Below are 13226 nucleotides of genomic sequence, written 5' to 3'. Positions count from 1 at the left end.
TCAATAAAGCAGAGCGGGTTTCGCCCTTCCAGAACAACACAGCGCTTCGCTTCTAGGTTCTAGAAGCCCACTTCGCGGGCGCCCTGGCAGCAGCGCCTTTTGCTGCGCCCTAGAGACACGAAGTGTCGTCTTGGAAGCTGGCACCGTCAGCGCTCTGTAGCCGCTTGCGGCGTTCTGTAGGCCGAAGGCCGTTCTGTAAGCCCGCCTCGTGAGCCGCCCTTAAGCCACGCCAAGAACTTTGCCCAGAATACAAAAAAGCCAGCAAGTTTACCTTGCTGGCTTTAAGTGTGGCAAATAAGTCTGAGGCTTAGGCTGGAAATACGGCCCTTACGGCATCCGCGATCAGCCCAGCATACTGATTGGCCTTAACGGCGTCTTTGGCTTCAACCATTACACGGATGAGGGGCTCAGTACCTGATTTACGCAGCAGTACGCGCCCATCTGTGCCAAGAGCCGTTTCGGCCGTTGCAACCGCATCGGATACGGATGGATGCGACAAGGCAACGTCTGCATCGCCATTCAACCGAACATTGATAAGTACCTGGGGGAACATCTCAAGCTCGGTAATGGCATCACAAAGGCCTGAACCGGATTCGAGCAACGCCCTCAGCACCTGCAGCGAAGCGACAATCGCATCCCCTGTTGTAGTGAAATCGAGCATCAGCAGATGACCGGAATTTTCACCGCCCAGGCGCCATCCCGTTTCTTTCAGCAGCTCGACAACGTATCTATCACCCACCTTGGCGCGCTTGAAAGGGATACCAAGATTACCAAGAGCCTGTTCAAACCCAAGGTTTGACATCAGGGTGCCAATAGCCCCGGGCACCTTCTCACCTCTTTGCTGGGCAGATTTGGCCAGCAAATACAATAACGCATCGCCATCAACGACCTGGCCTTTACTGTCTACCATCATCAAACGGTCTGCGTCGCCATCCAGCGCAATCCCCAAATCCGCATCGTGGATCATCACAGCAGTTTGCAGGCTATCCATGTGCGTGGCGCCGCAATGCTCGTTAATGTTAATACCATCAGGCTTATCATTAATACTGATGACCTCAGCACCCAGCTCACGGTACACATTTTTGGCAATGTGGTAAGCCGCGCCATGGGCACTGTCTACCACAATTTTCAATCCGTTTAACGAGAGCGAGTTGGGAAAGGTGCCCTTACAAAATTCGATATAACGGCCTGCTGCATCGTTAATCCGGCGAACTTTGCCAAGCTTGTCAGACGCGACACAAGCCATTGCACCATCTTCAATGGCGGAAACCAGCAGACGCTCGATTTCGAGCTCTTGCTCGTCGGTAAGCTTGGTACCTGTGCTTGCAAAAAACTTAATACCGTTATCGTAATAAGGGTTGTGTGAAGCGCTGATAACCACACCGGCATCGGCCCTGAAGGTGGACGTAAGATAGGCAATGGCAGGTGTTGGCAAAGGCCCAGTCAGGGCCACGTTCACACCAGCCGCACAAAAACCTGCTTCCATCGCAGATTCAAGCATATAACCACTCAGGCGGGTATCCTTGCCAATGATCACCTCTTTTGTGCCGGAGGCCGCCATCACAGTGCCTGCAGCCCACCCCAATTTAAGCGCGAAATCAGGTGTTATTGGAAACTCACCCACCTTTCCACGAACACCATCGGTACCAAAGTACTTCCGTGACATATCCGCTCCCAGAAAGCTAAAGGCCGGGCAAGCCCGGCCTGAATTGAACGTTTAATACTTAATTTAGCTTATTAAATCATACGGCTAGCAAACGCTTTATGCTGGCTTTAAATTCGTGCCCTAGATTAGCGTCTCTTAAGCCATACTCTACGAATGCGGTCATGTAACCAAGCTTGTCACCACAGTCATGTGATCTACCTGACATATGAAAGGCTTCAACAGCCTCGTTTGCAATCAGCATATCGATGGCGTCAGTGAGCTGAATTTCGCCGCCTGCGCCGGCGGGCGTTTTTACAAGCAAGGGCCAGATATTGGCTGACAGCACATATCTGCCAACAACAGCGAGGTTTGATGGCGCTTCATCAACGGCAGGCTTTTCAACCATGCGACTGATGCGGGTGGACTCACCAGCGCAAAGCCCTATTTCATCACAATCGACTATACCGTATTTGTCAACTTCGGCCTGCTGCACTGGAGCAACCATAATCTGGCTTGCAGCAGATAATTCAAATCGAGCACGCATTGCCGCAAGGTTATCCTGCGATTGAACAGCTGTATATTCATCCAAAATGACGTCGGGTAAAACCACTGCGAATGGATTCTCACCGACGACTGGTTTGGCGCACAATATTGCATGTCCAAGACCTTTAGCCTCACCTTGACGAACATGCATGATGGTCACACCCTTGGGGCAAATACTCTGAACCTCTTCCAATAGCTGCCTTTTTACACGTATCTCAAGTTGTGCTTCTAGTTCATAAGATGTATCGAAATGGTTTTCGATAGAGTTTTTACTGGCATGTGTGACCAGCACGATCTCTTTAAACCCGGCTTTGACACACTCATTAACGATGTATTGAATAAGCGGTTTATCGACTAAAGGCAACATTTCTTTAGGGATAGCCTTGGTCGCTGGGAGCATGCGTGTGCCGAGGCCCGCTACAGGGATGACTACTTTCATTTAGTCACTCCCAAACAAATCACGGGTATAGACCTTGTCTGCCACATCACGGATTTCATCTACCATTCTATTGGATACAATGACATCGCAGGAATCTTTAAACTCTTGCAGATCACGAATGACCTGTGAATGGAAGAATTCGTTATCCCGGAGTACCGGTTCGTAAACTACGACTTCGACTCCTTTAGCTTTAATCCGTTTCATAACGCCCTGAATACTGGAGGCGCGAAAGTTGTCAGAACCCGCTTTCATGATTAGGCGGTAGATACCGACACGCTTGGGGTTTCGCTTCAAAATGGAGTCAGCTATAAAGTCTTTACGAGTCGTATTGGCATCAACAATTGCGCCTATGATATTGTTTGGCACATCAACATAGTTTGCTCGAAGCTGTTTGGTATCTTTCGGTAAGCAATATCCACCATAGCCGAAAGATGGATTATTATAATGGTTACCTATACGAGGGTCTAAGCAGACCCCCTCTATAATCTGCCGCGCATCTAAGCCATGAGTCTCGGCGTAAGTATCCAACTCATTAAAATAAGCTACTCTAAGAGCCAAATATGTATTTGAGAAAAGCTTAACGGCTTCTGCCTCAGTAGAATCAGTAAACAGCACTGGAACATCTTTCTTAACTGCACCTTCAACTAACAGATTTGCAAAAACGTTAGCCCGTTCACTTCGCTCACCAACAATAATACGTGATGGGAATAAGTTGTCATAAAGCGCCTTACCTTCACGCAAAAACTCAGGCGAAAAAATGATATTATCGGTGCCAAATTGCTCCCTTACGCGTTTGGTATAACCAACAGGAACCGTAGACTTTATCACCATAACAGCCTTAGGGCTCATCTCAACAACATCTTTAATAACTGACTCTACTGAACTGGTATTAAAATAGTTAGTCAGAGGATCATAATCAGTTGGCGTGGCTATGATAACGAAATCTGCACCTTGATACGCATCGTGCTTATCTAATGTCGCGCGAAAATTAAGTTCTTTGTTCGTGAGAAAATCTGATATCTCAGCATCAACGATTGGCGAAACGCCGTCATTAAGCATCTCCACTTTCTGGGAAACAATGTCCAACGCAACGACCTCATGATGCTGTGCCAACAGCATCGAGTTTGACAGGCCTACGTAGCCTGTTCCCGCTACAGCTATTTTCATTCAATTTCTCATCAAAATTCTTTCAAGATTAGTTTATCGATATACGATAATACCTGATTAACCAACACACGCGCGGAATTATCACTGAATGATTCCGCGTAGCATCTAAGCTCTGGAGCATTTCCTGACGGTCGTAAATGAACTATATTTCCTGATTCAAATGTAATTCGCAGACCATCCGTATCATCCGTTTCCAAAACAGACTCAAAACCCAAGCCAATTGAAGAAAGCAACCACTCAAGATTTTCCTGTCCCTTTAGAATAATTGCCTTGCTACGCTCAGTAGGAAAATCTTTTATCCTGTCGCTGTGAGTACACCTTACAGGTAACGCCTCCAAAGCGGTTGAAAGAGGTCGACCATCGGCTTGCAGTACAGCACTGAGCATAGGTAATATGGCATCACGTGTGGGCAAGCGAGCCAAAGTACTTTTACCCAAGTCGATATCGGTAGCCAACAAAAAACCACCATTAGCTTCGAAGCCCGCCACAGTAGTAAATTCTTGAGACAAAGTATCAAACGCCTCAATCACATAAGGAGATCCGATTCGAGTACGAACAACCAGCTTTACTGCTCCACTTTTTTCAATAGCAGTGTTGCAGCTCACAGGGACTGCAAGCGCCTGTATACCTAACCCCTGAGCACTGAGTAACCCAAGGATATCGCCCCTTAAATACTCTCCAGTTTCATCGGCCAGCAATGGTCTGTCACCATCACCATCGGTAGAGAAGAGCAGATCCAGTTTATGCTGTTTAACCCACTCTCTCGCCTGCTGACGATCTGATTCTGCGACAGCTTCTGTATCAATTGGAACAAATTCGTCGCTGTATCCCAGTTCGATGACTTCTGCACCAAGCTTCCTGAATAGTTCAGGGTAAAGATGTCGGCCAGCACTTGAGTGTTGGTAAACGCCCACCCGCAAACCTGAAAGGAGAGTCGCAGGGAAAACCTGAGTGTATCTTTCAAAATAAGCCTTGCGAGCAGCGTAATCGACATCAGGCAAAGGCGAGAGCTCTAAAATCGGAACTTCAATTTCAGCCTGAAGTATTGCGAGTTCTTCTACCTTAGTTATTTCACCCGCAGTAGTGTAGAACTTAAGCCCATTTCGGTCGAAAGGTATGTGGCTACCAGTGATCATAATTGCTGGTACACCGTCCAACTGTGCTTTATAGGCTAAAGCTGGCGTAGGAATGACGCCGTAATAATTGACTTCAACACCAGCACTCTCAGCCGCTGCAATACAAGCCTGTGCCATAGCAGGACTGCTGGGACGATTATCAATCGCTAACGCCAGTCGCTGGGTTCTTTCAATGGATGAAATAAAAGCCAGAGTAAAAGCTGCACAAACTTCGGGAGTGAAGTCAGTCACCAACCCTCTGGCACCAGAAGTACCAAAAGCAATACCACTGGTACTTATGGTGTTATTAGATGTTTGCATGAGTACCGCCGAAAGCAAAAAGTTCAATCAGGTAATGTTTAGAAAAAGGCGCGACTAGGCACGCCCATAACGGTCTTCAAAACGGACAATATCGTCTTCACCCAGGTAAGAACCGGACTGAACTTCAATTAATTCAAGATCCACCTTACCCGGGTTCTCCAACGCGTGGACGGCAGTTATGGGGATATAAACAGACTGGTTCTCCGTCACAAACTGTTCAGTCTCATCGATAGTGACCTTGGCAGTACCGGATACTACGATCCAATGTTCGGCCCGATGATGATGCATTTGGACTGACAGTTTGGCTCCAGGTTTAACAGTAATACGTTTAACCTGGAATCGGTCCCCACTATCAACTGAGTCATACTTACCCCAAGGGCGGTAAACTTCACGGTGGAAAGTCACTTCACTGCGACCATCAGCCTTCAGTTTGTTAACTATATGCTTAACATCTTGCGCTTTGTTTTTGTGAGCAACTAACACGGCATCTTTGGTATTAACGATAACCAAGTCTTGCACACCTACGGTGGCAACCAGCTTTTCATCACCCCGAACTAAGCAGTTGGTCGTGTCGACGCTGACAACGTCACCGTCAAAGGCATTGCCATTTTCGTCTTTGTCAGCCACGTCCCACAAAGCCGCAAAACCACCAACATCACTCCAACCGGCATCCAGAGGAACAACAACTGCACGGTCGGTTTTTTCCATCACAGCATAGTCTATGGATTCGTCAGGACAGGCCTCAAAAGCAGTCTTGTTAACACGAATAAAATCGAGATCAGGAGTTTGTTCTTGAATAGATTCTGCACAAGCTTCGTAAATATCAGGACGAAATGCCTTCAACTCTTCAAGATACCTGCTTGCCTTGAACATGAACATGCCACTGTTCCAGTAATATTCTCCGGAATCAAGATATTCCTGAGCAGTAGCCAACGCGGGCTTCTCAACAAACTGGGCAACCTGGAAACAATGGTCAGAAGCCATGGAACCTCTTTTGATATAGCCGTACCCTGTCTCAGCGTGAGTCGGTACGATACCAAAAGTGACCATATCTCCTTGCTCGGCATGAGCCATAGCTTTCTCAATGGCATCGTGGAATGCTTTCACATTCTTTATGACATGATCTGCGGCAAGGACCAGCAGAACTGGGTCATTTTCAGCTTCTACCGCTTTAAAAGCCGCCAAAGCAATGGCAGGAGCAGTATTACGACCCACTGGTTCCAGAATAATTTTAGCACCAGACTTACCTGCCAATCTTACATTTTCAGCAGCTATAAACCGATGTTCATCTTGACAAATGACAATAGGTAAATCACATGAGAAAGGATTTAGCCTATCCAACGTGTCAACTAACATCGATCTCTCATTAGCTAGCGATAGAAATTGCTTTGGAAAATTACCTCTAGATAATGGCCATAACCTTGAGCCGACTCCGCCTGCCAAAATAACAGGAAAAAACAACTTTTCCACTACTTCCTCCTAAAAACAGCTCTCAGTGCGTAAAAAGAAAAATAATAAAAACACATCAATAGATTCAAATTCTCAATATTCCGATAAATTTGAAATTGTCTTTTCGCCTTTTTTAACTTATTTCTTGATATTGAACCAGGATGAACCCGATATTTTGTCATAGGCTTTGGGATAAGAACAGCTTCTAGACCATCCCTAAGAATGGATAGCCAATAAGCATAGTCCTGACCAGTCCTAATGAGAGGCATACGTTTAGATACAACCAATGAAGAAGCCAACATAACAGTTGAACATCCAAGTGTAGCCTTCTTTGCGAGCATATCTTTATAAGAAAAACGACCTTTATTTGTAGTATCAACCGTAATATTCAAATCCTGCGATGCACGATTAATCAAGCTATATCCGGTAAAAGTAAAAACTTCATTGTTATCTTGCATGAAAGCAAGTTGTTCGGACAACTTGGTTGGAAGCCATATATCATCGGAATCGACAAAAGCTATATATGATCCGCTCGCATTATCCAAAGATTTATTTCTGGAAACAGCTGCCCCTGAGTTTGACAAATTTCTAAACACACGCACACGACTATCATTGGACATGATATCGCACAACAAATCAAAAGTGTTATCGTCAGAACAATCATCAGTTACAAGCCATTCCCAATTAGAATAGGTTTGCCGAGAAATAGATTGATACGTATTTAAGATGAAATCAGAAGAATTATAGGTCGCTGTAATTATTGATATTAAAGGGGGTTCAATTATATAATTCAAAATGAAATTCCAGTAATTAATTTACAAACCAAAAGCCATGTTCAATTTTATAATTAACATCGGCTGTACGAGTACTAATAACCGTAGCAGGGTTACCGCCTATTATTGAACCTGAGCCGAAAGACTTAGTAACGACCGAACCAGGAAGAACTATACACCTCTCGGATAGTTTAACACCGGGCATTATAATGACGTTTGGGAAAATCCATACGTCATCTCCTATGGATACGGACCTTTCAAAATAAGCCATATCCTCAGTTCTAATATCATGTCCAGCGGTGTAAATTCGTACACTATGAGAAATATTTACGTTGTTACCTAGATAAATGCTCCCCCTATCATCCAAATAACAATTAGGATTTACGGTTACATTATCTCCAACAAATAAATTCCTATAAAGACCAAAAAATTTTACTGGAGTGTGAATTGATACAGATTGACCGATTTTAGCCCCCTGAAATCTCATAAAGGCATTTTTTAGTCTAAAGAAAGGTAGAAAATTAGTTACTAAGTTTGACAACCAAATAATGATGAACAAAATCTGCTTCTTTATAAGTGCATTCATCTACATCCAATCCTTTGTTTGATAGACTTTTTAAGCAACACCCAATAAGATTTAAGAGGAACTGCTTGATATTTTCGTAGTGCAACCAAATATTCTCGATACGCTTCGTATTCCCTCACGTTACTAATACCGCCTAAACTCATATGAACAGAATGTCCTAATTTTTGAAAATCAAATCCCAAATGGTGGGCTCTTAGTAACCATTCGGAATCTCCTGCAATTCGAAAAGTTGTATCAAAAAAGCCTACACGCTGAAAAGACTCTTTGGGGATAAATAAAGTAGTCGTTCTAAACTTAAAACCACGATACAAAGAATCAACATTATGCTCTGCTCTATCCAAAATCAATTTTTCTGGTTCTTTCTCATAAAACATCTTGACGTCACCATAAAAAATCTTATTTTCTGCGGATTGAATAGAAGAAACCGCTAATCTTATACAGTCCTCAGGTAGAATATCATCAGAATTACAAAAGCAAATCAAGTCACCTGTTGCCAAACGGAAAGCCTTATTCCAAGCATCATAAATACCGGTATCCGGCTCACTCACTATTACCGGATTTCGCTTTGCGTTGTCTTGAATGATCTTAAGCGTGCTATCTTGGGAACTACCATCTACAAAAATATGTTCAATATTCTCGTAAGATTGAGCGTTCACGGATCGTATAGTTCTAAGAATACTTTTCTCACTATTATAAGTGATCGTAATTACGGAAACTTTCAAATGATTAAACCTTTCTTGTTAAATACGAAAAAATATATAGGAAACGGAAGCAAACAAACTATCGTCGAGATAGAAACCCCCAAAAAAGGATCTTTGATTAAATCACTAAAAATAACTGCAAGTGGAACTTTTAAAACACAGCAGAACGCTCCAATTATTAGTTGCGGCTTCAAAACCCCTAATCCATTAGAAATATTTGCACATGAAGAATATAATGAATAACTCCATGATAAGAATGCAATAGCTACAATATAAGATGCACTTATACTAGCAATATCTCCATTATTACCAAGCCACACCTTGAAAATAAATGGAGCCATCAAACTCATAAAGACAAGTATTAAAATACTAGCGGATTGTATTATAACTATTCTTTTAAAAAAAAGAGATAAAATCTGAGATTCACCAGATGTTGCGAATTTACGAACCAAAGACCATACCGGCGTATTCATGATCACGGAAAAAACAACAAAAATATTAAAATATCGGGAAATGATATCATAATACAGTATATTGTATGTAGTCCCTATATTTGAAAGTATTAGTCTATCAGTAGCAAAGATTACTAGTGAAAATACTTGTAAAGCAAAAAAAACAAGGCCCGGCTTTACAAGTGGAAAAATTCTTTTAAACTTACAGTCAAAGCTAATACCTATATGTCCTCTTAACTTAAAATATATAATAGATACTAAGACGTAAGAAAATAGAGTACTTCCTCCATAAATATACGACATATCTACAAGAGTCATTTTGTTAATTGAAAATTGGTAGTAGCTTAATATCAAAACTGATAGAATAGATATAAGCAACTGAATCAATATGACTATTTGGGAATTATTTAATGCATGACATATCTGATTAATCGGTAATAAGCAGAAAGTTATAATAAAGAACAAAATAAGAATAATTTCTGCATTGCTAAACTCTACAATATTAAATTTTAATAAAAATATAAACAAAAGAAGAAAACTCAAAGCAGTAAAAATACTTAATGTATACGCGCGACCAATGAGAACTGATACTAGTCTATATTTTTTTTTATAAAATAAAAATGTCAGTTTATTTCTGATTGAGTTTCCTATACCAAAATCGATTATTAATATCCAATTTATAACATTGAAAACCACAGCCCATGTTGCATAATCTGATGCGCTTAATAAATCTAGTTGAATCCTGATCGAATAAAAACTTATTATTAAGGCAATAAATTTAAATAGTAGTGATGAATAAACTTGGATTTTATACATTATAAAAATCAGATTAGAAGTTAGTAAAGACTATTGTAGAATATTTAAATATTTTTCTGCGGCTTTTTCCCATGAAAACTTCTCTTTTACTGAGTCAAAATCATAACTCGAAGTATAGCTCAATAATTCATCAAAAATGTAACTAAGCTCGTCAAATGTTTTGAAGGTAATACCAACCATCTCCCTGTCCACATAGCTTCCGATTTCACCTCCAGATAAAGTAATTACGGGGAGATCATAAAGTCTTGCCTGAGATACTGGACCACTCTGAGATGATCCTTTGCTACCATACGGCGCTAAAAGAAAATCTGATGCACAATAATAGGTATGTAAACTAATATCAGATAAATACTCTGGTTTTAATATATAGTTTGTTACGCCCAGTTTTTTAAGCAGTTCTATAATCTCATTAGCAGTTATATTCGAAGGATATCCCGCAATCAGTAGAACAAAAGAAGGGTTATTAGCCATTTTGCTTCGAGAGAAACTCGAAATTGCCTGATGATAATTCTTATCTCTTCGAATCATCCCAATCATTGAAATTACTGTAACACCGTCCAGGGACAATCTCGATTTTGCCAATAACTTAGGAATACGAACATGATCCAAGCTAGTGGGGTATTGAATAATAGTAATATCCTTCGTAGTTCTTTGGCTAAGCAATTCACCTGAATACTCACCGTTAACTATATAGGACACATTCGGAATACGGTCCATTACAATGTAGAAAAAATTTTTGTAAATGTTTTTGAAACCTAGCTCGTTTTCATTTACTGAGTGGAGAACAATATATTTAGGGTTTTTCCTCAAGTAGAAGAATAAAAAAATTGTGAGTGAGAGATATTCATAGTCAACAAACAGTAGCTTTGTATTTATGTCTTTGTCAATAGAGTTCTTTAATAATTTGTAAAACCTAATTGATGCAAAAATTCGCCTCAGTACCTTACGATATGTAGAGAACTTCTGATTGGAATCATAATCCAATGATTTGGGATTCCCATCGCAATACTCATAATTAGTTAGCTTTATATCCTTAGGTGGTCTTCCGTAGAAAAACAACTTAATAGGCATTCTAGAAGCCACGTGCCTAATAAAATTATCAATATAATCTCTTGAATGGCCTTTATTGTTGTATGTAAGACTTATACAATATACTTTACTTCTCATAGATTGATATATACTCATCAGCAATATTTTCAATAGACAATTTTAAATCCTGAGAGTTGAAATCATATGTCCCTAAGTTATTAACTATAACGAAGTAATTATTAATCTCATTGTTAATTATTTCAGGATCATTAGAAGAAAATACCAACCCTCTATCAGGTTTATTAATATAATCGGAAACATCACCTACATCAGTAGACAATACCTTTAGATTACAGTATAGCGCTTCTTTAACAATATTTGGTGAACCTTCTTTGTCTGAAGTCAATAGTAAGTAATCTGCAGCATACAAATAAGTAGGCACCAAAGAATAATCAACTTGACTCATAACAAGTAGCTTATATCTATTCTGATTTTCATTAAGAAGGTCGATCACTTTCGATGCAATATCTCGCCTTTTAACTGTGGAACCACTAATATCAGAGAAAAGTAAATAGAAGACATTAGTTTCTAATCCAAGTTTAGCCCGACACTCTGTCTTATCTAATTTTGTAAAGTGTTTTTCATCAACACCAGTTGGAATAATAACTACCTTGCTCAATAGACTAGAGGGTACATATTCTAGTAGATTTTTTGAAACAACCGTGGATTTTGCAGATAATTTGATAGAGAGCTTTGAACAAAAGACGTTTACCTTGCTTTTTATCTTCGTCAGAAAGCGACTAGGAGTCCCTCCATGTAAATCAGTCCCATGAAATGATATGATCGTTTTACTACTGAAAAACAGTGAAACTAGTAGACCCTGTATGCCGCCAAAGTGAACATGATATCTATCATATTTTTCAAATCCAACACGCAAGAGTATTAATTTAAATATCAATTTAACATAGGCTAATGCTCCATAAGCTCCTACATCAATTGAGTATTCAGTTATCTCGACCCCTTTTTTAATCAAAATTCTGTTCAAATTACTTATTACAGGATTAGAAATTTTTCCGTTTCTTGACGCTAGTTGATTTGATAGTACGAGTATTTTCATTATCTTAGACCCAACAGCTTCTGAACTATCAGTGAATATGCTTTAATGAGCTTTGAAACAAAGCTATTTAGCTTTGTATTATATGCGTTAAAAGATGACAAAATTTTTAAAACAACGGGATCGCTATTTGTCATATCAACTAGCACTTTCAACTGGGCAATATGCTCAGCATGATAGTATGGGCTAGCCACATTGTGATAATAAAATGTACTTTTCTTCAGACAATATCTACTATAAAAATTCATATCATACTTTGGCAGATATAATACGAGATCCCTCATACTATCAGTCATGATTTTTTTTATATTAGGCTCATTTGATACTAAACTTAAATCATAAATTCCCCAGAATGCAGAAATCGCGCCATTTAAAACAAGGTTTATCTCTTTAGTGTTTGGGTATTCTTCATATATATAACTATTTTCACACCTACAACCACCGATTGAGACTGGCTCAATTAGTTTGTTAAAAGCACATAAAGATAAATCATAGTACTGTTTATCATCTAATGTTATATATAATCTAAGTAAAAGTGAAATCGCTTGCCCCTGTACTAAACCGGATACAAAACCCTTTCTCATATTAAACAATTTGAAATCGTAAGGGATAGTCCAATAACTGGTATTATTTTTCCCTACTTCTACATTCGTTACCAACCAATTGCCGCATTCAATCGCCTGATCCAAATGTACCTTTTCATTGGTTTCCAAATATAAATCAAATGCTCCCAAACCAACTTGACATACCGTAACAGGATGAATGAACTTCTCGCCTTTTACTGTGACTTTTGGGATGATCTTCTCTATATCTATATCCTCTTTGCTAACTATCTTCTTTGTAAGATCATTGTAGTAACCGCTAAGTTTCGCAATGGAATAATACTTTCCAACACCCTGTCTACCATGCCAATAGTCATCCTGCTGGAAATGACTATATAGCTTTTTGATTAACGAACTCACTCTTTTTCTCCGAAACTGAAATGTAAGTAAGTAATAACATATACATATAGAAATTATTAAGCTCTGTAAAAAAGGAAATTATGCCGAAGCAAACTAGCGACATCTTCACATAGA

Annotated in this window: 12 protein-coding genes; 1 reads left to right on the top strand and 11 read right to left on the bottom strand. The window is 40.1% G+C overall.

The window, feature by feature from the left end:
• Positions 1-307: 307 nt before the first annotated feature.
• From glmM to ABYK60_RS12355, 8 genes are all read right to left on the bottom strand, one after another.
• Positions 308-1666, bottom strand: a complete 1359-nt coding sequence (gene glmM, locus ABYK60_RS12390) for a phosphoglucosamine mutase (protein ID WP_372872335.1) — start codon at positions 1664-1666, stop codon at positions 308-310.
• A gap of 76 nt (positions 1667-1742) precedes the next feature.
• Complete coding sequence (gene galU, locus ABYK60_RS12385; protein ID WP_372872334.1) at positions 1743-2627, bottom strand: UTP--glucose-1-phosphate uridylyltransferase GalU; 885 nt, start codon at positions 2625-2627, stop codon at positions 1743-1745.
• The gene (locus ABYK60_RS12380) at positions 2628-3794 is read right to left on the bottom strand and encodes a nucleotide sugar dehydrogenase (protein WP_372872333.1); all 1167 of its coding nucleotides are present in this window, start codon (positions 3792-3794) and stop codon (positions 2628-2630) included.
• Positions 3795-3805: 11 nt separating this feature from the next.
• Positions 3806-5230, bottom strand: coding sequence for a phosphomannomutase (locus ABYK60_RS12375; RefSeq protein WP_372872332.1), 1425 nt, complete (start codon positions 5228-5230; stop codon positions 3806-3808).
• 54 nt (positions 5231-5284) lie between these two features.
• Positions 5285-6691 carry a mannose-1-phosphate guanylyltransferase/mannose-6-phosphate isomerase gene (locus ABYK60_RS12370; protein ID WP_372872357.1) on the bottom strand — a complete coding sequence of 469 codons (1407 nt, stop codon included), beginning with the start codon at positions 6689-6691 and terminating at the stop codon, positions 5285-5287.
• A gap of 8 nt (positions 6692-6699) precedes the next feature.
• Positions 6700-7473, bottom strand: coding sequence for a glycosyltransferase family 2 protein (locus ABYK60_RS12365; protein WP_372872331.1), 774 nt, complete (start codon positions 7471-7473; stop codon positions 6700-6702).
• Positions 7474-7489: 16 nt separating this feature from the next.
• Positions 7490-8038 carry a hypothetical protein gene (locus ABYK60_RS12360; RefSeq protein ID WP_372872330.1) on the bottom strand — a complete coding sequence of 183 codons (549 nt, stop codon included), beginning with the start codon at positions 8036-8038 and terminating at the stop codon, positions 7490-7492.
• Positions 8035-8760, bottom strand: a complete 726-nt coding sequence (locus tag ABYK60_RS12355) for a glycosyltransferase family 2 protein (RefSeq protein ID WP_372872329.1) — start codon at positions 8758-8760, stop codon at positions 8035-8037. Before ABYK60_RS12355 ends, ABYK60_RS12360 begins: the two co-directional genes overlap by 4 nt.
• On the opposite strand from ABYK60_RS12355, the gene ABYK60_RS12350 reads away from it, so the two are divergent.
• A complete protein-coding gene (locus ABYK60_RS12350) occupies positions 8761-8982 on the top strand; it encodes a hypothetical protein (protein WP_372872328.1) in 222 nt (73 codons plus the stop codon).
• A 1055-nt stretch (positions 8983-10037) separates the two neighbouring features.
• Here ABYK60_RS12350 and ABYK60_RS12345 read toward each other — a convergent pair.
• The 3 genes from ABYK60_RS12345 to ABYK60_RS12335 all read right to left on the bottom strand — a co-directional run bounded on the left by ABYK60_RS12345 (position 10038) and on the right by ABYK60_RS12335 (position 13112).
• A complete protein-coding gene (locus tag ABYK60_RS12345; RefSeq protein ID WP_372872327.1) occupies positions 10038-11078 on the bottom strand; it encodes a glycosyltransferase in 1041 nt (346 codons plus the stop codon).
• Between the two features lie 85 nt (positions 11079-11163).
• Entirely contained in the window at positions 11164-12153 is a 990-nt protein-coding gene (locus ABYK60_RS12340) for a glycosyltransferase family 4 protein (protein ID WP_372872326.1), read from the bottom strand.
• Positions 12153-13112, bottom strand: a complete 960-nt coding sequence (locus ABYK60_RS12335) for a D-glucuronyl C5-epimerase family protein (protein WP_372872325.1) — start codon at positions 13110-13112, stop codon at positions 12153-12155. Before ABYK60_RS12335 ends, ABYK60_RS12340 begins: the two co-directional genes overlap by 1 nt.
• Between the last annotated feature and the right edge of the window lie 114 nt (positions 13113-13226).

The organism is Shewanella sp. (assembly GCF_041630135.1).
In the GTDB taxonomy this organism is placed as follows: domain Bacteria; phylum Pseudomonadota; class Gammaproteobacteria; order Enterobacterales; family Shewanellaceae; genus Shewanella.
The sequence above is the reverse complement of the archived record's forward strand: the minus strand, read 5'-3'. Positions and strand labels throughout refer to the sequence as shown.

Excerpts from the sequence above, each read along its gene's own strand:
- ABYK60_RS12345 (WP_372872327.1), bottom strand. The coding sequence starts at position 11,078 with ATGCCTATTAAGTTGTTTTTCTACGGAAGACCACCTAAGGATATAAAG.
- ABYK60_RS12350 (WP_372872328.1), top strand. The coding sequence starts at position 8,761 with ATGATTAAACCTTTCTTGTTAAATACGAAAAAATATATAGGAAACGGA.
- glmM (WP_372872335.1), bottom strand. The coding sequence starts at position 1,666 with ATGTCACGGAAGTACTTTGGTACCGATGGTGTTCGTGGAAAGGTGGGT.
- ABYK60_RS12340 (WP_372872326.1), bottom strand. The coding sequence starts at position 12,153 with ATGAAAATACTCGTACTATCAAATCAACTAGCGTCAAGAAACGGAAAA.
- ABYK60_RS12375 (WP_372872332.1), bottom strand. The coding sequence starts at position 5,230 with ATGCAAACATCTAATAACACCATAAGTACCAGTGGTATTGCTTTTGGT.
- ABYK60_RS12380 (WP_372872333.1), bottom strand. The coding sequence starts at position 3,794 with ATGAAAATAGCTGTAGCGGGAACAGGCTACGTAGGCCTGTCAAACTCG.
- galU (WP_372872334.1), bottom strand. The coding sequence starts at position 2,627 with ATGAAAGTAGTCATCCCTGTAGCGGGCCTCGGCACACGCATGCTCCCA.
- ABYK60_RS12360 (WP_372872330.1), bottom strand. The coding sequence starts at position 8,038 with ATGAATGCACTTATAAAGAAGCAGATTTTGTTCATCATTATTTGGTTG.